23 protein-coding genes and 1 pseudogene are annotated in these 23,161 nt (G+C 36.9%); 18 read left to right on the forward strand and 6 right to left on the reverse strand.

Annotated elements, in window-relative coordinates; genetic code table 11:
- The first annotated feature begins 71 nt into the window (after nucleotides 1-71).
- The 6 genes from GOP56_RS19855 (at nucleotide 72) to GOP56_RS19880 (ending at nucleotide 8,594) form a co-directional block, all read left to right on the forward strand.
- Nucleotides 72-431 (forward strand): YhjD family protein, encoded by a 360-nt coding sequence (locus GOP56_RS19855; RefSeq protein ID WP_003335335.1) that lies wholly within the window; start codon nucleotides 72-74, stop codon nucleotides 429-431.
- Between the two features lie 108 nt (nucleotides 432-539).
- Nucleotides 540-2,393 (forward strand): bifunctional metallophosphatase/5'-nucleotidase, encoded by a 1,854-nt coding sequence (locus GOP56_RS19860; RefSeq protein WP_101667483.1) that lies wholly within the window; start codon nucleotides 540-542, stop codon nucleotides 2,391-2,393.
- 295 nt (nucleotides 2,394-2,688) lie between these two features.
- Nucleotides 2,689-4,383, forward strand: coding sequence for a M4 family metallopeptidase (locus GOP56_RS19865; RefSeq protein ID WP_003335333.1), 1,695 nt, complete (start codon nucleotides 2,689-2,691; stop codon nucleotides 4,381-4,383).
- A 181-nt stretch (nucleotides 4,384-4,564) separates the two neighbouring features.
- Nucleotides 4,565-5,374, forward strand: a complete 810-nt coding sequence (locus GOP56_RS19870; RefSeq protein WP_163246364.1) for an alpha/beta fold hydrolase — start codon at nucleotides 4,565-4,567, stop codon at nucleotides 5,372-5,374.
- A gap of 100 nt (nucleotides 5,375-5,474) precedes the next feature.
- Nucleotides 5,475-6,845: a YjiH family protein gene (locus GOP56_RS19875; RefSeq protein WP_163246365.1), complete on the forward strand. Its 1,371-nt coding sequence runs from the start codon at nucleotides 5,475-5,477 to the stop codon at nucleotides 6,843-6,845.
- 114 nt (nucleotides 6,846-6,959) lie between these two features.
- The gene (locus GOP56_RS19880; protein WP_101667486.1) at nucleotides 6,960-8,594 is read left to right on the forward strand and encodes a putative polysaccharide biosynthesis protein; all 1,635 of its coding nucleotides are present in this window, start codon (nucleotides 6,960-6,962) and stop codon (nucleotides 8,592-8,594) included.
- Between the two features lie 177 nt (nucleotides 8,595-8,771).
- On the opposite strand, the gene GOP56_RS19885 is transcribed toward GOP56_RS19880, so the two are convergent.
- Nucleotides 8,772-9,293: a type 1 glutamine amidotransferase domain-containing protein gene (locus tag GOP56_RS19885; RefSeq protein WP_003335329.1), complete on the reverse strand. Its 522-nt coding sequence runs from the start codon at nucleotides 9,291-9,293 to the stop codon at nucleotides 8,772-8,774.
- Nucleotides 9,294-9,815: 522 nt separating this feature from the next.
- A complete protein-coding gene (locus GOP56_RS19890; protein ID WP_163246889.1) occupies nucleotides 9,816-10,742 on the reverse strand; it encodes a DMT family transporter in 927 nt (308 codons plus the stop codon).
- Between the two features lie 202 nt (nucleotides 10,743-10,944).
- Here GOP56_RS19890 and GOP56_RS19895 point away from each other — a divergent pair, with 202 nt between their 5' ends.
- The 5 genes and pseudogenes from GOP56_RS19895 to GOP56_RS24450 all read left to right on the forward strand — a co-directional run.
- Complete coding sequence (locus GOP56_RS19895) at nucleotides 10,945-11,706, forward strand: ParB N-terminal domain-containing protein (RefSeq protein WP_163246366.1); 762 nt, start codon at nucleotides 10,945-10,947, stop codon at nucleotides 11,704-11,706.
- 34 nt (nucleotides 11,707-11,740) lie between these two features.
- Nucleotides 11,741-12,622: a formyltransferase family protein gene (locus tag GOP56_RS19900; protein ID WP_163246367.1), complete on the forward strand. Its 882-nt coding sequence runs from the start codon at nucleotides 11,741-11,743 to the stop codon at nucleotides 12,620-12,622.
- Nucleotides 12,619-13,605, forward strand: a complete 987-nt coding sequence (sbnA, locus tag GOP56_RS19905) for a 2,3-diaminopropionate biosynthesis protein SbnA (RefSeq protein WP_163246368.1) — start codon at nucleotides 12,619-12,621, stop codon at nucleotides 13,603-13,605. Before GOP56_RS19900 ends, sbnA begins: the two co-directional genes overlap by 4 nt.
- Nucleotides 13,606-13,632: 27 nt before the next feature.
- Nucleotides 13,633-14,652, forward strand: a complete 1,020-nt coding sequence (gene sbnB, locus GOP56_RS19910) for a 2,3-diaminopropionate biosynthesis protein SbnB (RefSeq protein ID WP_163246890.1) — start codon at nucleotides 13,633-13,635, stop codon at nucleotides 14,650-14,652.
- 170 nt (nucleotides 14,653-14,822) lie between these two features.
- Nucleotides 14,823-15,002, forward strand: a pseudogene (locus GOP56_RS24450) (SpoVR family protein); the annotation flags it as partial.
- A 20-nt stretch (nucleotides 15,003-15,022) separates the two neighbouring features.
- On the opposite strand, the gene GOP56_RS19920 reads toward GOP56_RS24450, so the two are convergent.
- Nucleotides 15,023-16,450 (reverse strand): recombinase family protein, encoded by a 1,428-nt coding sequence (locus GOP56_RS19920; RefSeq protein ID WP_163246370.1) that lies wholly within the window; start codon nucleotides 16,448-16,450, stop codon nucleotides 15,023-15,025.
- A 213-nt stretch (nucleotides 16,451-16,663) separates the two neighbouring features.
- On the opposite strand from GOP56_RS19920, the gene GOP56_RS24050 reads away from it, so the two are divergent.
- The 3 genes from GOP56_RS24050 (at nucleotide 16,664) to GOP56_RS19930 (ending at nucleotide 18,298) form a co-directional block, all read left to right on the forward strand.
- The gene (locus tag GOP56_RS24050) at nucleotides 16,664-16,714 is read left to right on the forward strand and encodes a putative holin-like toxin (protein ID WP_231504337.1); all 51 of its coding nucleotides are present in this window, start codon (nucleotides 16,664-16,666) and stop codon (nucleotides 16,712-16,714) included.
- 289 nt (nucleotides 16,715-17,003) lie between these two features.
- Complete coding sequence (locus tag GOP56_RS19925) at nucleotides 17,004-17,588, forward strand: hypothetical protein (protein WP_163246371.1); 585 nt, start codon at nucleotides 17,004-17,006, stop codon at nucleotides 17,586-17,588.
- A gap of 62 nt (nucleotides 17,589-17,650) precedes the next feature.
- On the forward strand, nucleotides 17,651-18,298 hold the full coding sequence (locus tag GOP56_RS19930; protein ID WP_163246372.1) for a hypothetical protein: 648 nt from the start codon (nucleotides 17,651-17,653) through the stop codon (nucleotides 18,296-18,298).
- Nucleotides 18,299-18,587: 289 nt separating this feature from the next.
- On the opposite strand, the gene GOP56_RS19935 is transcribed toward GOP56_RS19930, so the two are convergent.
- Nucleotides 18,588-19,049: a VanZ family protein gene (locus GOP56_RS19935; protein WP_163246373.1), complete on the reverse strand. Its 462-nt coding sequence runs from the start codon at nucleotides 19,047-19,049 to the stop codon at nucleotides 18,588-18,590.
- Nucleotides 19,050-19,311: 262 nt separating this feature from the next.
- Here GOP56_RS19935 and GOP56_RS19940 point away from each other — a divergent pair, with 262 nt between their 5' ends.
- Nucleotides 19,312-19,422, forward strand: a complete 111-nt coding sequence (locus GOP56_RS19940) for a putative holin-like toxin (RefSeq protein ID WP_157452803.1) — start codon at nucleotides 19,312-19,314, stop codon at nucleotides 19,420-19,422.
- A gap of 499 nt (nucleotides 19,423-19,921) precedes the next feature.
- On the opposite strand, the gene GOP56_RS19945 is transcribed toward GOP56_RS19940, so the two are convergent.
- Together GOP56_RS19945 and GOP56_RS19950 are read right to left on the reverse strand one after the other, a co-directional pair.
- A complete protein-coding gene (locus GOP56_RS19945; protein ID WP_163246374.1) occupies nucleotides 19,922-20,461 on the reverse strand; it encodes a hypothetical protein in 540 nt (179 codons plus the stop codon).
- 12 nt (nucleotides 20,462-20,473) lie between these two features.
- Nucleotides 20,474-21,442 (reverse strand): DUF4747 family protein, encoded by a 969-nt coding sequence (locus tag GOP56_RS19950; protein ID WP_163246375.1) that lies wholly within the window; start codon nucleotides 21,440-21,442, stop codon nucleotides 20,474-20,476.
- Between the two features lie 402 nt (nucleotides 21,443-21,844).
- On the opposite strand from GOP56_RS19950, the gene GOP56_RS19955 reads away from it, so the two are divergent.
- Genes GOP56_RS19955 through GOP56_RS24215 form a run of 3 tightly spaced genes read left to right on the forward strand, consistent with a single transcriptional unit; the run spans nucleotide 21,845 to nucleotide 23,153 of the window.
- Nucleotides 21,845-22,510, forward strand: coding sequence for a hypothetical protein (locus GOP56_RS19955; RefSeq protein ID WP_163246376.1), 666 nt, complete (start codon nucleotides 21,845-21,847; stop codon nucleotides 22,508-22,510).
- Nucleotides 22,507-23,031, forward strand: coding sequence for an accessory gene regulator ArgB-like protein (locus tag GOP56_RS19960; protein ID WP_163246378.1), 525 nt, complete (start codon nucleotides 22,507-22,509; stop codon nucleotides 23,029-23,031). The genes GOP56_RS19955 and GOP56_RS19960 overlap by 4 nt, the downstream gene beginning before the upstream one ends.
- A complete protein-coding gene (locus tag GOP56_RS24215) occupies nucleotides 23,028-23,153 on the forward strand; it encodes a hypothetical protein (RefSeq protein ID WP_256379988.1) in 126 nt (41 codons plus the stop codon). Before GOP56_RS19960 ends, GOP56_RS24215 begins: the two co-directional genes overlap by 4 nt.
- Nucleotides 23,154-23,161 lie beyond the last annotated feature (8 nt).

Here is a 23,161-nt window from a genome sequence, read left to right on the forward strand (position 1 = left end):
GTTGCATGAAAATACCTCTATCCTTCATAATATAAGAACATATGATCTCATTTAATAATAGGTGATAATAAATGGAAATTCAAGAACAAATTTTTGCTTATGTTATATGGAAAGAGGCAGGAAAGTATTTAAAACGAGATACAGAGCTGCTAATCAATTCTTCTTTAAAGCTTGGGATGGCGTATGGGCATTTGCTCTCCTTCCTTTGTGAAGTAGCTTATGGGATGGAAAAGGCCGTTGCGAAAGACCTGCGAAAAATAGATGTAAGAATGCTTGCCATAGAGGAGGACCGCGGGGAGACATTTGTACTATGGAAGCATAGGGGAGAAAATCGTTTAATGAGAATTCCCTTCGCACGAATAAAAAGACAGATTCAAGAAAAAATGGAAGATATGATTGAGTCTTTACATAAACGTACGGAAAAACTCTGAATATACCCGCTTACATTACCAATTTTGCGACAAAAAGATAGGGGAAAGCAAAAAAACTTGGTATAATAGCTACGACATTATATTTATTTTTGGGAGGAGACTCAATACATGAAAAAAAGTATTACTGGATATTCCCTCTTAACAGGCTTACTAGCTTCTTCTTTATTCGCAACAAGCGCTTTTGCAGCACCTCTTCAACCAGTTACACATGCAAATTGGATGAAGGAACAGAAGATTATCTCTGATTTGTCTTTGGACAGAAATATTACATTGGCTGAAGTAGCAGTAACCATGACAAAAGTAAAAGGTGTTACCTTGGGAGCGGCGCAAGGTAAAGCACATTGGGCTACTCCTGCTTTGCAATGGTTGGAAAAACAAGGTGCATTAACGGCAGCAGAAGTAAAAACACCAGCAGTAAACGTTTCTTCTGACAAAGCGATCGCAATTGCTAAAAAACTAGGCTATGACTTGAAAGTAGACAAAAAAGCTACGCTTACTCGCGGCGATTTCCTACAAGCAATAGGTGATGCCATTACAACTCATGTAACGATTGCTCATACAAATGACGTACATGGTCACATCGACGAGAATGAAAGCGGAAAAGAGTTTGGGTATGCCAAAATGTCTACCCTAATTAAGGAATGGCGTGAAGAAAACAAAAACTTCTTATTGCTAGATGCTGGTGATACATTCCAAGGGACAATCTTTGTAAACCAGTTTAAAGGTGAGTCTGTTCTTCCGATCCTTAATCACTTAAATTATAATACGATGGCAGCAGGTAACCATGAATTTGACTTTGGCTATGAGCAACTGTTGAAATTGCGTGATCAATTGAAATACCCAGTCATTAATGCCAATGTAGTTAAAGAGGATGGCACTAATCTTTTAGTTCCGGTATACAAAACGGAAATTAATGGCAAAAAATTTGCTTTCCTTGGCTTTGTAGCTGAAGATACGCCAATCCTGACTCATCCTGACAATGTAAAGGGATTAACCTTCAAATCACCAGTAGAAGTTGCCAAGAAAATGGTACCTGAGTTGAAGAAGGAAGTAGATCATGTTGTTGTAGTTTCCCATATAGGTATTGATGTCGACCGTGAAGTAGCAAAAGCAGTTGATGGTATTGACCTTATCGTAGGTGGCCACTCTCATACACCATTACGACAACCTGAAAAAGTAAATGGCACCTACATCGTTCAGGACTGGGAATACGGTAAATCATTAGGTCGTGCTGATCTGTTCTACTACAAGAACAAGCTCGTAGGCTTCAGCGGTGGCTTAGTTGAATATGATAAAAATGTAAAACCTGATCCAGAAGTAGAGAAACTGGTAAAAGACGTAGTAAATAAAGTAGATAACGCTATGAAAGTGGTAATTGCAAAAGCTGAAGTACCTCTTGATGGCGATCGTGAATTGGTTCGTAAACAAGAAACAAACATCGGTAACTTAATTGCAGATGTAATGCGTGAAAAAACACAGTCCATCAAAGGACATGAAGCGGATATCGCCATTACAAACGGTGGAGGAATCCGTACCCAATTACCAGCGGGTGATATCACTAAGAAAGATTTGTACACATTGCTACCGTTCCCGAACACACTCGTCATTATCGAGGCAACGGGGGATGAGATCGTTAAAGCAATGGAAGTAGGTGTAAGTGAAGTAGAGAAAGGTGCAGGTCGTTTCCCACACATCAGCGGCATGTCCTTCTCCTACAATCCGACAAAACCTGCGGGTCAACGCCTTGTGGAAGTTAAGGTAGCAGGTAACCCGATCGATTTGAAGAAAACATATCGTATCGCAACAAATGATTTCATTGCAACTGGCGGCGACGGGTACTCATCACTGAAAAAACCAGCATTTGATACAGGCTTCACTCTTTACAGCATCATGGAGGATGCATTCAAAGAGCGCAAAGTGATTGCACCTAAAGTTGAAGGTCGCGTCGTTGAAGTAAAATAGTAAAGTGAAAAGATAGTAAAAGGGGCAGCTTTCCGGTCATCAGACTGGAGAGTTGCTTTTTTTGATGTTCATGAAATCTAGTAATAGTTATTTTTATCCAATGTGACTAGGTTTGCCTATTTTCGAATTATTCATCACATTTATAGATTATTATTTATACTGTTAATTTATGTCTGTTTATAAAGAACAAAATAAAAAAATGATGGAAAATGTAAAAAAATAAGTTGACAATATTTTCGAAATATTTAAAAATGAGGATGTACTTGAAAATCTTATTGGGAATGGAGGAATTATTTTGAAAAAACATCAGGTCTCATCTAGTATTATTGCTACTATTTTGTTAGGGTCAAGCTTATTGGGAGGCGGACTTCCAGCATTCGCAAAAAGTAATGTTATGTATAATAGCGACTGGGAAACTCCTTCTTACATGAGTGAGACATGGAAAGCACCTAAGAAAGTCAAAAAGCAAGAGATTGTTTGGAAATATTTATCCGACAAGAGTGATGTACTTAAAGTACAAGGCGAGGTAGAGAATCAGTTTGAATTGCTAAACGAAATAGAGGATACAGACACTGACACAACTCATTACCGTCTACGTGAGGTATATAAAGGGGTTCCAGTGTACGGCTCAGATCAGACTGTGCATCTAAATGAAGACGGGGATGTAACCTCCTTCTTTGGACAAGTAGTTCCTACAGAGTCTCTGAAAAAAGTAAAAACAAAGCCTAAATTAAAAGAAAATGATGCGATTAAAGCTATCAAAAAAGATTTGAAGAAGGAGGTAGGGGAAGTATCGGAATTTAGCGTTGACCCAGAGGCAGATTTATATATCTATCCTCAGGAGAATAAGGTTTCTTTGGCCTATATAACAGAGGTTACCTTCCTTGAACCAGAACCAGGCCGTTGGTTCTATGCAATCGATGCTCATAATGGAAAAGTCTTAGACAAATATAACATTATGGAGCATGTGACAAAGGCGCATAAGTCTAATATCAAAGTAGGAGAAGCTGTAGATTCAACTGTTGATGTTCGATCCTTGGATGGACAAGCAGATGATGCTGGTTCAGCCGATCCAAAAGAATTAGGCACAGGTAAAGGGGTTTTAGGTGATACGAAAACATTCCCAACCACATATGCTAACGGGACCTATTCTTTGAAGGACACTACTCGCGGTAAAGGAGTCGAAACGTATACAGCGCGTAATGGCACCACTTATATGTACCCAGTAACAAGTACAAATAACAAATTCGACGATCCAGCAGCAGTTGATGCACATGCTTATGCGGGCAAAGTGTACGACTACTATAAAAACACATTTAATCGTGATAGCTTTGATAATGCTGGTGCCAAGCTTAATTCTATCGTTCATTATTCTACGGACTATAACAATGCCTTCTGGGATGGCGCTGAGATGGTGTATGGCGATGGAGATGGCAAAAAATTCATCAGTTTATCGGGCGGTCTTGACGTAATTGCTCATGAATTAACCCATGCTGTAACAGAAAGAACAGCAGGCTTGATTTATAGAAATGAGTCAGGTGCATTGAATGAATCTATTTCGGACATTTTTGGTGCAATGGTAGATCGTGATGATTGGGAAATCGGTGAAGATATTTACACTCCTGATATTCCTGGGGATGCACTGCGCTCACTCTCTGACCCAGCTAAATATAATCACCCTGACCATATGAGCAAAAAATATACAGGCACTAAAGATAATGGTGGCGTTCATACCAATAGCGGTATCAATAACAAAGCAGCCTACCTGATTTCTGAAGGTGGCACTCATTATGGAGTCACGGTTGAAGGAGTAGGACGCGAAGCAACTGAAAAAATTTACTATCGTGCATTAACGGTTTATCTAACGTCAACCTCTAACTTTGCTCAAATGCGTCAAGCAGCAATCAATGCAGCAACAGATTTATACGGTGCTGATTCCGCTGAAGTACAAGCAGTAAAAGATGCTTACAAAGCGGTTGGTATCAACTAAGCTATTATTTCCATTCTTTAGAAACGACAGATTCAAAAAACCTCGACCGGAGAATATCTGGTCGAGGTTTTTTGAATGTGACGAGCTAATGAAAAGTTTTTGAGGGAACAAAGCTGTCCTTCTTCTTAACGCTTTAAACATGACATACAAATGAATGATACAACAAAAGGGAGGGAACGGTATGGCTTGCATAGAGGTAGAAGAAGGTGTGCATATTTACGCAGAGGATTTGTATCCAGAGGGCGACAAAACAGTGGTATTTATTCATGGATGGCCAGTTAATCATCAGATGTATGAGTATCAAACCACCTGGCTACCAAACTATGGATACCGTTGTGTAGGGATAGATTTGCGTGGGTTTGGCGATTCGGATCGGCCTTGGCAAGGATACTGTTACGATCGACTAGCAGATGATATTCGCGTCATAATGGATGCGCTGTGTTTGGAAAACGTTACATTGGTTGGACATTCGATGGGGGGAGCAATTTCCATTCGCTATATGGCTCGACATAAAGGGTATCAGGTGGGAAAGCTGGCTTTGTTAGCAGCAGCAGCGCCATCTTTTGTACAACGAAAAAATTATCCCTATGGAATGACCAAACGGCAAGTAGACGAATTAATTTATAAAACGTACACGGATCGGCCGGCTATGATGCGAGATTTTGGAAACATATTTTTCTACCAGCCCGTTAGTGACGAGCTTCGTTTATGGTTTTGGGGGCTGGGTATGGCAGCCTCTAACCATGCTACAGCTATGACAGCTATGTCGTTACGAGATGAGGATTTACGTTCTGACTTAGCCAAGATACATGTACCAACGGGAATTTTTCATGGAAAGCATGATCAGGTATGCCCGTATGAATTTGCTTTGATGATGCATCAAGGGATATACGGATCGCAATTGTTTCCATTTGAGCAGAGCGGACACGGGATATTTTATGAGGAATTAGCTCTTTTTCAACAAAGATTTTTGTCTTTTTTAGAGACCTAACATTTTTTATAGGTTGAGTAGCGTGAGCGAATGTATTAAGATGTATATCGTTGAATAATTATTTGTTTGTATGCAATATGACAAACTTTTGAGGAGAGCCATGCAGACAGTTAAAAAAGAGACTTATGTTCATATAACTACATGTAAGCAACTTATGCGCTTTTTACTACCGTCTATCATCGGGGTGTTATTATTTATTACCCCGATTTCTATTGATGGACAGGTTACGATTCCAATAGCATTATTGTCCCAATTATTACAGGAGCAATTTGCGTTTATTTTACCACAGCTAGTAACCATTTTTATTAGTACGACTGCGCTTTTGAGCTTGTGGGCCAAGCTATTTCGTCCAGCGGCTTTGACTACGAAAACCTCTTTTTGGACGACCTTATGCCGAGTTTCTCCATTTTGGCTCGTGATGCGAGTGGTCGGTATGCTTTTGGCTATTTGCACATTATTTCAAATAGGCCCAGAATGGATTTGGTCTGAAAGCACTGGTGGTATGCTTTTATACAAATTGTTGCCGTTACTAGTTACCGTGTTTTTATTCGCTGGCCTATTCATGCCTCTCTTAATGAATTTTGGGCTATTAGAATTTTGTGGTACGTTATGTTTAAAAGTAATGCGACCTTTATTCAAGCTACCCGGACGATCCTCTGTCAATTGCATTACTTCCTGGCTTGGGGATGGGACAATCGGAGTATTGCTGACTAGCAAGCAATATGAGCAAGGATTTTATACAAAACGTGAGGCTGCAGTTATTAGTACAACATTTTCGGCGGTATCGATTACGTTTTGCTTTGTTGTGTTATCTCAAGTAAATCTTGCGCATATGTTTGTACCGTTTTATCTGACCGTTACTTTTGCAGGACTCGTTGCGGCTATTATTATGCCTCGCATACCGCCATTGTCTCGTAAAGCCGATACGTATCATGAAGGTGTAGTACCGCATAAAGAGGATGAGGAGCAAGAACAATCGTTAGTGCGAAAGGGATTGAGACTAGCAGTAAAGCGAGCTGAACAAAATAACAGCTTCTTTGCTTTTTTAAGAGAAGGCTCACAGAATGTATTGGATTTGTGGCTCGGTGTTACACCAATCATTATGGCTGTCGGAACCATTGCGCTGATCATTGCGGATCAAACCCCTATTTTCGCATGGCTAGGCTTACCATTTACTCCTTTGCTAGAGTTATTGCAAATACCTGAAGCGCAAGCAGCTTCGCAGACATTAGTTGCTGGTTTTGCTGATATGTTCCTGCCAACGGTACTTGCCAGTGGTATTTCTAGTGAACTGACTAGATTTGTGATTGCTTGTATTTCAGTTACTCAACTGATCTATATGTCTGAGGTAGGTGGTCTGTTACTAGGTTCCAGATTGCCTGTTACGCTCAAAGATCTTCTCCTGATTTTCCTATTACGGACCTTAATTACATTACCGATTATTGCTGGTATAGCACATATGTTGTTTTAAATTATGATAAGTTCGCGATGGTTCCATAAGAATCATCGCTTTTTTACTGCTCCTTGTTGAGAATTTGATATAATACCCAATAGACTTGCTATTTAGATAGAAAGGATAAAGCATATGAACAATACGGCCAAAGGAGCCAATCATTTTATAAAGGCAGCAGCGATTCTGGCGATTGCAGGGTTAATTTCAAAGGTTTTAGGTGCTGCCTATAAAATTCCTTATCAAAATATTACAGGGGATATCGGTATGCATGTGTACGGTACCGTGTATCCGCTCTACACCACTCTAATTGCCTTGGCTACAGCGGGCTTCCCTCTAGCCATCTCCAAAATGATTGCAGATCGTTATGCAGTAGGAGATAGCAAGAGTGTGCAACAAATTTTTCGGATTTCATCACTTACTTTGGGGATTTTAGGGGTTGTTTTCTTTTTACTAACCTTTATCACCGCGCCAATGATTGCGAATTTGATCGGCGACCCTAATTTGACCAATCCGCTTCGAGCTATTTCAGTTTCATTGGTATTGGTGCCACTAATAGCTAATACACGCGGGTATTTCCAAGGTCATCAAAACATGCTACCAACGGCCGTATCTCAGGTGACAGAGCAATTCTTCCGCGTCATTATTATCATTGTGGGAGCTTATATTGTGATGAAGCTCTATGATGATCCTTATTTGGCCGGTACAATTGCCGTGTTTGCAGCAACCCCAGGCGCCATTATTGCTCTGTTGGTATTAGGCTATTTTTATCGAAAACAAAAACGTGCCATACTAGCTCTCCCAAATCAAGCAGGAGATCAGGCGGAAAGCTTATCAGACGGAGCGGTTTTTAAACGGATTATCATGTATGCGATCCCAATCTGTTTAGCTTCACTGGTATTACCGTTAATACCGCTTGCCGATAGCTTTACAATAATTAATATGCTGGTGTACACCGGAATGGATAACGAGACGGCTATCCTATTAAAAGGTGCCTTTGATCGTTCTCAGCCATTATTGCAGTTTGGAACATTCTTTGCTACGTCTCTATCACTTGCTATTGTTCCATCAATCAGTGAAGCCATTGTTCGAAAACAGGATGATCTTATCCACTATCGCACACAAACAGCAATTCGGCTGACTTTTCTCTTAGGAGCGGCTGCTACAATAGGCTTGGCTATCTTAGCAAAACCAATTAATATTATGCTTTTTGGCGATGAAAATGGAACGCTGGCACTTGCCGTCAATGCTTTTGCTATTCTTTTCTCGACGCTTGGTATCGTGTCTTCAGGTATCCTGCAAGGGATGGGAAAGGTAAATTTGCCACCTAAGTACTTATTAATTGGGGTACTTGTAAAATTTGTAGCTAACTTGATTCTATTGCCTCTTCTGGGCGTTGCAGGGGCAGCGATCGGCACGGTGCTTGCTTATTTAGTCTCAACGGTTTTAAACCTGCGCGCTATTGGAAGATTAACACAAGTGACCCAGCAGGATAAGCAGAAATATGGTCGATCGGTGCTGGCTGTGCTGATGATGGGAATCATTGTGGCTGTTGTTGCCTTTGGACTTATGGCGGTATTACCTACTGTAATTGGGAAGGGACGTTTGTTATATACGATCGTATCTCTTGCTTCTGTAGGATTAGGAGTTCTTGTCTATGGAATTTCACTGATTAAATTTGGCGGAATTACAAAAGATGATATTCAATTTTTGCCTAAGTCGGGTAAGATTTTAGCGTTGTTGCAGAAGATGAGATTGCTAGAGAAATAAGTAGGAATTAGCAAAAAACTAGATGAATAAAAAACCAGCATAGGACCCGTTCCTTGCTGGTTTTTTTGTGGGCACTTGGAGAGGAAGCTTCCCACAGCCTTCAAAAAAAGCGGAGATAGGAATCACATCCTATTTCCGCTTATACGGTTTAGTAGATGTTATAGATAGGACTATCCGCTATTTTGCTAATAGATCAGCAAATGCTTTGGCATATGCAGGTAGGTCTGGCGGACGACGAGACCCTACGATGTGTCCATCTACAACTACCTCTTCGTCAACCCAAATGGCCCCGGCATTTTCAATATCATCCTTAATCCCCGGTGTAGAAGTAGTCGTTACACCCTTGAGAATTTTGGCTGAGATTAATACCCATCCTGCATGGCAAATGTGACCTATTGGCTTTTTGGCCTGATCCATTTGCTGAATGAAGGAAATGATCTCTGGATAACGACGCAATTTATCTGGTGCCCAGCCTCCTGGCACGAGTACAGCATCGTAGTCTGATGCCTTCACCTCGGAGATTGATTTATCAGAGGTGCAAGGAACACCGTATTTACCTATATATTTTTTATTCGCTTCTGGTCCTACTAAGTGAACAGTAGCCCCTTCTTCACGTAATCGATAAACGGGATACCATAGTTCTAAGTCTTCAAATTCATCTTCCACATAACATACTACTTGTTTACCCTGTAAGCGCATGATTGCCCTCCTTGTATTTCCTAAATCATGTTCTTTTTCTATTGTAACCGTTTCTGATGGCTACGACTCGTTTTAATGTGCTCTAGCCATGCTTCTTATCAAGAATAACTCTCGTTCTAATCTGTTTAAACAAGTCGTATAAATCAAGAGAAGGGGAGCGGTAGCTTGTGACAAAAGAAAGGATGACAGGATGCTTTACACAGAATTTATTGTGGATGTGGTTTTACTTGGATGTGTGATTTTTGTAGTTGGAGCTTTTTTTATCATAACAAGTGACCAGAGAAGGGAAGTACAAAAAAAGAAACATCCTGAGCAATAAGTAAATATTTTTCACTTTTCGAATGGATTTTTCTAGGATTAAATAAAATGTGATTCGCTATTCATTTAATGGATTCTTACAATCAAACAGCACATATTCCTAACGTATTGTGAGGAGATGTGCTGTTTATGTTTGTGAATAACTGGGCATAACCTTGGGTTCAATCTAAACTATTTTCATAGAGGGGCAGTGTTTTTTAGCCTTCAAATTATAGTAGATGGTTTTTCTGAAGAAGAGGGCTTTTGGCTTAACAGAAAAACCATGATCAGAACAGATAAGGTCCCTACAGATTGGAAGAATCCAAATGGAACTTGTAAAAATAAAACGGACGTAATAATAGCTGCCAGCGGCTCTGTACACCCTAGTAAGCTGGTTTCTTTTGGAGTAATATATCTGATGCTCTCCAGATAGAGATAAAAAGCAATTAATGTACCAAAAATAACAACAAATCCTATTAATAAAAAAGCTTCTAATGTTAAATTATCAATGCGTGTTAGTACTATCATTTCTTTCGTGGAGATAAAGTGTAATAAGATTAACCCAATTCCACCGATAATCATACCCCAGCCAACTACTATAGAAGAAGCCCATTTTTGCAATAAGCCCTTTGAATAAAGGGTATAGAATGCCAAGGATAAGCCAGATAAAACGCCCCAAATAATTGCCGACATGGGCACTGTTAAATTATCGGTTGATCCATTGGTGAGCAATAAAAAGGTTCCTAATAAGGCTAAAAAAATAGCAACAGCATCAATTTTTGTTGGAATATTTTTACATTTTATAATAAGATAGAGAGTGATAAAGATAGGCGCTAAGTACTGTAATAAGGTTGCTACAGCCGCATTTCCCACGTTAATCGAGGCAAAATAGGTGTACTGAACTCCTAACATGCCTAATATCCCGAACAAAAGTATTTTGATTGATTCGCTTTTATGCTTCCATATACCAAATATTTGATCTCTATTGGGACTGCATGATGAAAGGAGCAGCAGGATAATACCTGAAATCAATAGTCGGACGGTAACGAGCCATTCTGTAGAAATGTTTAGCTGTTGGAAAAGCTGTTGAGCAACGGTACCTGATACCCCCCATAAACCAGCACCTATAATTGCCATTATCATTCCTTTCATACGATTCCCAGCTACTACTTTCAAGATGATACCTCCTTTTTACAAAATATCCATAAACTGCAAATATATAATGAAATATATCATGAGTGATGTTAAAATGAAATGGGTTAAAAAGATTATAAATATTTTAAAATTTTTATAGGTATGTTTCGTATCAATAGGTAACTGATCATTCTCATTGAGCTGTAAAGGAGGAAATAATGTGTTATCTGAGCTACGAGTAGTACCAATTAATCAAGTATTTTTACATGAAGAATACGAAGTAGAGAGGCTAAAAAAACTTTGCAGCAAAATTAAAAATGAACAAAAGGTAAAAAATCCTCCTATTGCTTTGCAACTTGAACATGACAAATATTTGATTCTGGATGGAGCTCATCGCACATTATCTTTACAAAGATTAAATTGCAAACGAATTGTGATACAAGTGGTGGATTTAGAGTTTCTTTCCATAGATGCCTGGGCTCATCATCTTGTAGATGCTGAGAATCTTATCGAGGAATTGCTACAGAACCCCGATTTATTATGGCGGAAGGAAAAATATGCTGTAGAGCCGATCGCGACACTTTTCGTTAGGAATGAGAAACACTATGTATACACTCCCGCAGATTTTTACATGGATGTAAAAAAGAGAATTATGATTTGGAAGGAGATTGTTAATTCCTATTCCAGTAAATATAACTTTGATCGTATAACAGCAGAGCAATTGCCTGTTGACCGAGGCATTGTATTTCAATATCCTGCTTTTCATATTGATCAGATTAAAAAAATAGTTGATGAAGGCCTTCTTTTACCAGCAGGTGTAACAAAATTTACCCTTACTTGCGGGCGAATTTTGAATTTGAACATCCCGCTTAGTTTTTTGATTCGAGAAGATTACGTAGAAGAGGATTGGCTTGAATTACTGGCATTATGGAGAGCTTCTATTAGGCTTTATACTGATCCGGTTTTTTTGTGTGAAATTTAGACTGGGAAAGGTAAAAAAGAGGAGGAGACTTTAGATGGAGCTGAAAAAGGCTAAAGCTCATCTGTTACTGACAGAGGGAAGTTTTCACGCTGTATATTTAATCAGAGATTGGTATGAAAGCTTTAAAGATATGACTTCATTCAAGGGCATTGTTATCAGAGATAATCAGGGTAACAGTGAACAAAAGGTGCAATTCCACCGTACCTTCTCTGGTAAAAAGCAACTTACAGAGAATGAATACAGTGAACTTCTTTCGCTATACGGAACCATCAGTGAAGCAGAAAAAAGTATGATTTCATTATATGGAATCCCCTCCTATCCTGCTGATGTCGTTGGGCATATCCATTACAGCGGACCCAATTTGAATCACCCTGACATGGAAGCATTTATCAGCAGTTTGACCAAGGAATATGATCTTACGGTATATATTTTCTTGGATCAGATTTTAAAACCCTGGTGGATTGAGTATACAGAAGGAAACATTATTAATGCTCATTCAGCAGTTCTTCCGTATGCGAGAGGAATGTATGCCATCGAAAATATGGCTGTGAAGGGTAACCAGAATGACTTTCAAAGAGCCGCTGGAGCATCCATTCATTATGTAGATAACGGAATCGATACAGGGCCAATTATCAGAGCGGTAAGAATAAAGGACCCATTTCGTTATGAATCCATTTGGGAAGTGAAAGCTACCTCCTATCGATTAGCTTTTGAGCTTTTAGTCAATCAGGCGGGGGCAGAATTTGAAAATCCTGATTTGCAATATGTAGGAGTTAAAAGCGATAAAAATAATTTGGGAGAAAATTTTTTAAGTAAAAATTTTGATGAGGATAAAAAGAAGGTAGCCCAAGAGCAATTTCTATCAATGAAAAAGTCTCAAATGTCATTTAAAAAAGCATGGGAGGCCAGAACATGATTTATGAAAATGCTTTAGAATTAATAGGTAATACGCCAGTGGTGAAGCTTAAGCATTTAGTTCAGAATGAAAATAGTGAATTATTTGTAAAATTAGAAGGCTTTAATCCCGGTGGAAGCTCAAAAGATAGGGTTGCCAAGCGCATAATTGAGTTTGCTGAAAAAAACGGGCAACTAAAGCCCAATGGAACAATTGTTGAATCCTCATCAGGCAATCTGGCTATAGGATTAGCTATGGTAGCGAAGATGAAGGGCTATAAAATGATATGTGTAGTAGACCCTAAAATTAGCAAGGTTAATTTAAACCTGATTAAAGCATTTGGGGCACAGGTTCATATGGTAGAAAAGGCAGATGAGCATGGAAACTATTTAAAAACACGGTTGGCCACGGCTCAATTATTAGAAAGAACGATAGAGGGGGCTTATTGGCCCAATCAATACAACAATCCAGAGAATCCTAGAGCGTATATGGAGTCATTAGCCCGTGAAATTCACAGTGATTTTCAGGATACACTGGATTGGATTGTTTGCCCGGTTGGCACAGCAGGATTAATTACAGGAGTGGCAGCAGAAATGAAAAAATTAAGCCCCTCTGTAAAAATTTTAGCTGTAGACGCTGTAGGATCGGTTATCTTTGGCGGGCAACCAGGCCCACGAAGGTTGCTGGGGATTGGCAATGCTATTGTTCCAGGGAATTTAGATAAAAGCTTGTATGATGATGTAAGCTATGTAAATGATGCAGATGCGTTCTATATCACAAGGCAATTGGTACTACAGGAAGGATTACTCGTAGGAGGATCATCAGGGGCAGCCGTTTGTGCAGCCCTGCGTTTACTCGATGATTTAGCTGAAGGACAAAGAGTATTAGCCATTTTGCCAGATAGGGGAGATAGATACTATAGCACCATTTTTTCAGATGAATGGATGAGTCAACATGACATTACACTGCCTACCTCTATTTATAAATCTGTTTCGATTAAATAAAGCGACAGCGATAAAGGAGTGGTTATGATGTTAGTGGAAACTAAGCCGGAATTAATTTATCTGAACAAGCAAGATATTATCGACGTAGGTGGCTATAAGTCGCAAATATACGTACAGGCTATAAAACAAGCTCTTAGCCTACACTCAGAAAAGAATTTCAGTCAGCCTCTAAAACCGTATCTCAAAACTAATAAAAAAGATGAGCATATCGCTGATAGAATCATAGCTATGCCGGCCTACTTGGGGGAGCCTGCCATCTCGGGCATCAAGTGGATCGGAAGTAAATTTTCCAATCCTACGAAAAAGAATTTGGAAAGAGCAAGCGCTTTGATTATTTTAAATGATCCTGAAACAAACTTCCCCATCGCTATTTTAGAAGGCAGTGTTATCAGTGCTATGAGAACGGCGGCAGTAACAGTAGTAGCCACTGAATACTTGGCTAAAAAAGACTTCCAGCATTTATCCGTTATAGGTTGTGGATTGATTGCTAAGATGCAAATAAATTCTTTGTTAGAGCAGTTTGACCAGATTAAGAATGTTCACTTGTTTGATTTAGATTTACAAAAGGCTAAAATGTTTGGCAAGGAGATGCAGCAGCGCTTTAGTCATGTTGTATTTCAGATTCATCACTCAGCTCAAAGTGCAGTAGAGAATGCAGAAGTTCTCGTCACGTGCACCGTCACAGACCAGCCGTATATTAAAGCGGACTGGATCAAGAAAGGAACATTTGTCAGTAACATTTCTATTATGGACGTAGAGAAGGAAGCTTTTTTACGGGCAGATAAAGTGGTGGTCGATGACTGGGATCAATCCAATCGTGAGAAAAAAATTATTAATCAGTTAGTATTAGAAGGCAAATTTTCAAAGGAAATGCTTCATGCAGAACTAGGAGATATTATCACCAATAAAAAAGCCGGCCGAGAAACCGATGATGAGATTATTATTTTAAATCCGATGGGGATGGCTATAGAAGATATCTCGTGCGCTTATGAAATTTATAGAAAAGCACGACAAGAAGGAGTAGGTACAGTATTGAGCTTGTATTAAAGGGAAGTAAATAAGCAAGCAGTAGGCTATACGATAAAAAATGATTTTGTAGCGATATAAAAGCACATGGTTTGGCACTAATAGTCAAACGAAGTGCTTTTTTTATTTACCTTATTTCTTTTCCACGTTTTACATATACATGATGTAGAGGTGAAAAGGAGGGATTGTGGATGAACCAGGAGGAACAACGTCAACTGGAATATGCAATTGATGAAATAACAGAAATTGCCAAAGGGTTTGGCTTAGATTTTTATCCTATGCGGTATGAGATATGTCCTGCGGAGATTATTTATACGTTTGGGGCCTATGGCATGCCAACTAGATATTCGCATTGGTCATTTGGTAAGAGAAAGAACCGGACGTATGAAACTTAATCAAAGACATTCCAATATACTGTTGGCTCTGCCTTTTTATTAAGAACCACTTTCTTGATTATTGATCTGATCATTGTTTTTTGTTCCTCAAAAGTAAGGTAATCCCAAGCTTCCCCAATTTGTTTGATAAGGTCTTGAACTTCTCCAGAATCTTTATAATTTGGAGAGGTGTCCTTTAAATCTTCCAAATGAGCCAAGATGGCTTCTTGTTCTTCCTCAAGCGATCTAATACGTCCTCCAACAGCCGATGCTTTAATCGCCCCTGCTTGTATTGCATCATAAAGATTTTCTAATCCCTCATGTACCTTTATTAATTTATCCTCCAACGATTTGATAGCTTCTTCATTTTCTAAATAATCCTCTTTGCTAGTAGAAAAATCTTCAAGTAACATAGGATTTAGTGCAGTTGCTTTTATTTGTTCTATAACAAATTTCTCAACATTTTTTCTATGTTGATACCCTAACGAGCACTTTTCTGTCAATCTGCGGTCTCTAGCTCTAACGTGTTGATGTTTGCAAGCGTAAAACTCGTAAATGGCCTCTCTATTATCAAGGCTTTTTTTGCGGCGAACGTGCACGATTGGACCACCACATTGAGAGCACTCGAGTAATCCTGTTAAAAGATATTCCCCTACAGGAGGTAGTCCACCTCTTCTTTTTGCATTTTCTCTGCGTGCAGCTTCCCAGGTCTCATAATCTATTATTGGTTCATGTTTTCCATCTACAACTACACCGGCATTCTGTAATTTACCAGTATAAGTAATTCTAAATAATATGTTATTTATTTTTGTATGATCGAAATATCTTGATTTGGTTCTAGTTACAGCCCAATCAGAAATGGCAGATAGGGAATCACCACGTATGTACCTTTTGAAAATTTCTTTTACAACTAATGCTTCTTCAGGAATGATTTCAAGTCGTTTCTCCTCTTTGTTCCAACTATAGCCATATGGAATTCGTCCTCCATACCAAAGCCCCTGATTAAAACGCTGTCTTCTACCAAATGTTGTACGTTCAATGATCATATCTCGCTCTAGTTGGGCGAATACAGCCAATATGCCCAGCATTGCTTTCCCTAGTGGGGTAGAAGTATCGAATGGTTCAGTTGCCGATTTAAAAGATACTCCGTTTTTTTCGAATACATCTTCAAGTAGATGTAAGACATCTAATTGTCTCCTTCCTAGACGGTCTAACTTATATACAAGCACTATATTGATCTTTTTTTCTTCTATATTCCGTATTAATCTTTTTAAAGCAGGTCTTTCAATGTTAGTCCCTGTAAATCCATCATCAATATATAAAGTGTAATCTTCCCAACCTTGGGATTTGCAAAAAGCAATTAAACGCTCTTTTTGACCATCTATGGAAAATCCGTGCTGTGATTGTTCCTCTGTACTAACCCTAATATAAATACCAATTCTCATAGTTAACCTCCATTGAAGTAGGATGTATTTTTTCTTTAACTGTAGAGGTATGAATGAACAGTAGAAATAATTAGACTACAGGAAAAACTTTCATGCCATAATATCTAGGTACAATAGAATCGGCTCCTCAAGGGAGGTTGGCTCACTCTCTTTTACCCCTACAGGGAAGGGGGTGAGAATATGGAGGTATATCAAGCGTTATCGCTGATGTTCATGTTTGGCATGTTCATCCTCGCTTTGTTAACCTACTTAAAAAAGAAATGACCTCCCTTGAGCTTGAAAGGCTGGGAGATCATTCTCACTAGTTCTTGAGCCACCCCTTTGAAGGGACAGTCTATTGTATCGACCGTAGGTGTTAGAGCACCTGCGGTCTTTTTTTATTATATGCGTACTTGTACTCTTATAATACCATATTCTAGGTATTTATAAAAAGCATTCCAACAATATAAATTCTATTATTAAGAAATGTTCAATAAAATTAATTAAGTTTGACTTTTTTTTACATTGTGGTAATATTTAGCGGGGATGAAAATTACAAATATTAGAAGGTGATATGATGTTTGCAAAAAAAGGGATTTATTACTTTTTTTTAGCTTGTTATATACTTGCATTTTCACTGATATTAATCTCATGTGACGATAAAAAAAATTCGGTAGTTCTTGATAGCAATAAATTTAACAACATGTATGAGAATATTAAAAATAATTTTAAACCAGAAGGGTATATTGAAATTACTGATGATTGGAAAATTTCAACTATGGTTCCAACACTAGTGGGAGAATCTGAAAAGCAGCATGATGTATTTCAAGAAAATAATAAAACTTTAGTATATAAAAACGAAAAAGAAGGAATTATTGTTCAAATGGGTTTAACGCCTAGTAACACCGAAGCGTTTGAGTGGAAAAACGCAATTAGATATGCACCGAATTTTTATAACTCTCAAAAAAAAGATTATGGGATCTCAGATCATTATAGTGATGTGTATCCCAATACCGAGGTTAATACCTATGTTTTCACCGGAAAAGGGCTGAATTTAAGCATAGTTTCTATTTCAGACAAAATAAAAGTACCAAATGGAATTGACCTTTCTGGTGATTTCCTCAATTCTTTCATGGAGTTTTTAAGTAAACAACCTTAACTATGGTTTTATAGCAAAATTGGCTATGAAATATATAATTTATTTTTAGGAGGATTATTTTTATGAAGAAGAGTAAGGTATTACCATTATTGGCTTTAGGGGTGGCTTTATTATCAACTAATGTAACCTCTACTGTATTTGCAGAAGACATTACTACCTATGAAAAAGATAGTAATCATCCAGATAAATATCGTGAGGTGGGCTCTTACAGTGAACCAGAGTCTACTAGAGTGAAGAGAGATACTGGTATTACATATTATGCGAACGGGTATGTTGATGGTACAGCTAAAGCAGAATATTATAAAGATGATAAAAGATTTAAATTGATTCACAAAGAATATGTAAGCTTTGTTAAAGGGGTTAAAATTAAGCATGAATATACTTCGAATGTTAAAGAAGTTGTTGAAAGTGAACATAATTTTAAAGGTGGTGTAGAATTTCCAATCAAGGTAGTAAAAGCGGATTTAGGATACGAGTATGTCTCCAAAGTAACTCATGTAATTGAAAAAGGGCAAAAACTGAATGCCGAGTTTGATGAACCAGGAGAATATGTTGTAAATATATATGCAGTAGGAAAAGTATACGATATTACTGCTGATTGGAAGGCAGTTAAATACCCTAATAATAAAACTACTGTTCGTGACAGACATATTGGTAGAATCACAGTTCCAACTGAGTTCCGTCATACTCAAGTTATTTTAGATAATTAAATGTAAAAGGGCTGGATTAACAATGATTTTCTCTAAAAAAAGAAAATGATCTCCTTTAGCTAACGAGCTAGGAGATCATCTTCAAGTAAATTTGACCCATTTTGAAACGTTGACCGTAGGTGTTGGTAGCACTTACGGTCTTTTTTATTATACCACGAACTAATTATTCCTGTTAGACAATAGAATTTGCAATCTCATAGCGCTCATATATAAAGGTCACGATGGTACTAAAGCAGAAGGTAATATTGTAATCATCGCTCGAAAATAAATTAAGGTAAAAGCCGGCTGCTTAAAGTTGCAGTCGGCTTTCTTTATGAGATTCTTTAGATTTAGACAAAATTGCAATAAACGAAAACCAGCCTTTAACAAATACAAATCCAATCACACCACCTATTACATTCAGGATGATATCGTCGATTTCAAAGAAGCCAGCTTGAGTTATTATTTTAACTGAATTCATTAAAAAGCTAAGGATCAGGGTAAACAAAAAGGTTCTAAGCATATTGTTTATAGAACTGAATAACAGAGGTATAAGAATCCCAATAGGAATGTAAAGCAAAATCTTCCCTAGTAATTCATAGCGACTAAAATATTCAAAGTTTGTAAAGAAATCTATGATTTTTTCAAACGGCATCAATCTTATTCCAAAGTAATCGCTATGCAAACGCTCAGTGCTTAGATAAATATACAGTAGATAAAGGGGCAGGAAAAAGAAAAACGTGTTATACAGGAGTGTATTCTTTTTAATCATCGTAATAGAACGCCTCCTTAACGTAATTAATTAAAAAACAAATCTTACATATAAGGAAAAGTATACCAAAAGATTAAGTGCAACTCCAATTAGAGGGAATAGTTAATTTAATATTTTAGTTAGTGTCCCATAAAAAACGTTTTTTTGAAATTCTGGGAATCTACTTGGATTTTTTTGATTAACTGTTATAATTTTCTTATTACAATAGATCGGTACTCCTCGTTGGCGGTCGGCTCATCCCCAAAAGGAAGGGGGTGGGCGAATGGTAATTACTCACGAAACTCTTTCTTTATTGTTCCAGTTTGGAGGCTTTATTGTGGCCTTGCTGGGATTAGTCGTGACAATAGTCGTTGCCTTGACCAAAAAAAAGTAAGACCGCCATCGAGCCCTCAGAAGCTTTAGCGGTCTTACTATCTTAGAATTCCATATGAGCCGCCCCATTGGGGACAGTCTATTGTATAGACTGTAGGTGCGCCAACACCTACGGTCTTTTTAATTATAAGCAAGGTGATTTAAAAATATTCAGTTGATACGTTTTTCGTATCAATACTTTTATTATAAACGTATTAGAAAAAACCGCAACAGTAAAGTTAGGTGTGATTTTCTTCTACCTGTTATTCAAACAGCTTCCAATAAAATCATGATATATTTTTATACATTTAGTTAATTGAGAATACAACATAAAATATATCACAAAAACGGCATAGTCCATTCCCTGATATATTTTAAATTAAATGGAAATTATTTATTTTTACCAAAAAATCTATCGAAACATACAAATAAATGATGAAACTCTTCGTGATATAGACACTTTCAAGAACATATGTTCTATTTTAATTAACAAAAAAAGTCAAATATGTAAGTGTTAATTTCTACTCACTTATTTGAGCTCTTTGTAACGCAAGTCTAATTACAAGTCCAGTCAAACCGACAGTATAAAAGGTAGCAAATAGAAAGATAAATACTTCTAAAAAGAAAGAGCTTAACAATAACAAATCAAATTGGAGGATTATAAAAACATATATAAAAATACAAATGACAATACTTATTGCCCATAGAACTACTGCAAACCAAAAAGGTAATAAAAACATTTGTAAGACTTTTTCTTTTAACATTAAAGGGAGTAATGATTGATGAAATAATGTTAAAGTCAGTGTTAAAGCAGCTATTACAATCCCAAAAATACCAGCTGAAGCTCCTAATAGAACTCCAGCTAAAGTATTTGCTAAATTTAAAATATCTTTGCTCAAGTTATCACTACTACAAAATAGAAGGACAAAAAGAATTAATGTAATAATTAGAGACCAAACCCAAGACCAATTTTTATAAATGTCATCCCCTACTGATTTAATAAGGCCTCGAAAAGTGGTTTCATCAAATTTTATAGAAACATCAATTTTATCCTTTGACACTTTTTCACCTTCTTACATATTCTTTTTTATTACATTAAGAATAAAAGTAACTAATTTGGAACGCAAGCGAACAGGCTCATCTTCCGTTACGTTAATTCTCCGAATTGAATTCTCGGAGGAAAAATTACGAGGTTTTTTATCTATGTAATTCTTAGTTTTACCTTTTCGTATAGTTTCGTCAAATCCTTTAATTTTTATTTCACCATAACCAGATTCGACTAGCTGGATACCATACTCTATATAAGTTGTTAGTTTTTTTCCTAAAGTAGTGTTTGATGACTCATGTTTCTCATGAGTTGAAGTATCTGAATGTTGATCAGTTGTAGATGTATCTTTTTCTGAATCATTTTTGAAATCTAATTGTTCTTCTATGATCTCTACTCCATCTTTATTAGTCATTTTTATATCTAATGATTTTAGTCTGTTTTGATGAATCATTTTTTGATAAAGGTTGAAGGATTTTCTTCTCCCGGGATTCGGATGAATAAGATGGAATTGAATTTGTGTAACTTTCTGGATAGATAGTAACTCTTTTCGAATAAATTGGTCTTCTGTGATTGACTTAATAATAACTTCACCAATTACAGGATTTTGACTTAATAAGTAGGTAAACAGATTAAGAAATTCTTTTACAGAAATAGAAGAGGTACTTTCATGAGCTAAGATTTCACTCTCAAGATCATAAATAAAAAAAGCAGTATAAGCTAATTCATGTTCAGATATTACGTTAGTCGTGACTGTATCAATTCGTACTTTTAATTGCTTGTATTTTGATTTGGTTACATTTCCAAAAATAATTTTTCTTCCTTGATGGATTATTTGATTTATGTCAGTAAAAGTCCAATTCCAAGATTTTAGCTTTATTGTTTTTGATTCCATAATAGTTTTTGGAATTTCATATTCAATAATTTTGTCTAAATCTTGACTAAAAATATTTTCATGTACATTTATTTTAGCAGCGTAAAAAGTACGTTTAGCCATTTCATATGCTCCTTTAAATTTAATTAAATTATACTGTGTCTAAAGCGATTAATAAGGTAAAAACTTTAGAAAATATAAATGACGACATAAAAATACCTACAGATTGATGAATATGTAGGTATAAACTATCAGATTTTTCTTGTTAATTTTATAGAGTAATCTGGGTCAGAAATACCCCCTTCTCCGATTACAAGTAACATTAGGTTGGTTTTGGAGAGGATTTAATGTGTAAAAGATTCAGGTTGAAACAAAACACTTTCCTAATAATACCATATTATAGGAATTTAGTAACATCATATATCATTTAATTGATATAAAATTAATGAATATTTAGGTGGATTGGAAGTATCTGGAAGGGTAAAATGTTAATTGAAGTGAAAAAATCAGCATCGGGGAAATGTTATGGATATTTTGTTATATCTGGTGTTTGGTGTGCTGGACCAAATGGCTGTCATGATTATTGCTTTTAAGATGTTCCGTTTTCCTGTTTTAAGCTATATAAGAGATTTTTTACTAATTGCAAGTGTTTTATCACTAATCTCTTATTTTAATAGGTTTATACTGGATATTCCTCAATACGATACCGGTATACAGTACATAGCACTAGTTATATTCTTTAGACGATTGTTAGAGTTTAGATTATACGAGGCTACATTGGTTACAGCTGCAGGATGCATAGCCTTTACAGGAATACAATTTATAGCACTTTCCTTGCTTTTAAAAACCAGTTTGGTATCTCTTAATGATCTAGGGCAATTTACAGAACTAGGAACGTTTATCATACAGTTTGTTGCAGATGCTTTAGTAGTGCTGGTTGCGTGGTTGCTGAAAGTTTTAAATCTAGGCTATAGTTTCATTTCTCAGCCTCCGCATAGCATGACTTACAAGCAAGAAATGAACAAGTTACCATTCTTATTAATCTTAGCAGTAGGGCTGTCAGTATTTGCTTTAACAACAGTTTTATATGTATTGATCATGAGCCAAGCTAATACATTTATTATATTGGGATATGTATTGATTCCACTTGCTATTTTATTATGGCTACTAAGGAAACGGGATTACTTATGATTGAAAAAATGTCGAAGAAAATTGCTATATTAATTAATAGAACAGATCCTGCTCAAACAAGCAGTGTTGCTGTATTAACCTATTCTATATCTGTGACCATAAATTTTATTGTGGTATTGATGTTTTCAATTTTGTTTGGTTATCTATTGGGAAAATTGGCTGATACAATGATGGCTTTATTTTCTTTTATGATACTGAGATCCTTTTCAGGAGGGTATCATTTCAAATCGTTAGATGGATGTGCAGAAGTTACAGTAGCTATCATGTCTATTATTCCGCACATTCCTATGAGACCTATAGTTACTATTGCATTAACTGCAATTTCAATGATTCTGGTACTGTTACTGGCTCCAAATAATGTGTACGACGAAGTAAGAATACCTAAGGAGAGGCATTTATTTCTAAAGGTAATGTCACTTCTGATTATTTGTTTTAATTTTATTCTTTATTCTCCAATATTATCTTTGTCGTTCTTTGTTCAATCTATTTTATTACTCCCTAAAAAGGAGGTGACATCATGATGAAAAGCAAAACGGCAATTACACTATCTGAAATTTTTTCTGCACTTGCAGGTGTATATGTAGTTAGTTTCAAGTTTACGATTGGTAGCCCTGAGGTACCAACAGAATTAAAAAATAAGTGAGTGTAATC

It is taken from the genome of Brevibacillus sp. 7WMA2, assembly GCF_010748895.1.
In the GTDB taxonomy this organism is placed as follows: domain Bacteria; phylum Bacillota; class Bacilli; order Brevibacillales; family Brevibacillaceae; genus Brevibacillus_B; species Brevibacillus_B halotolerans.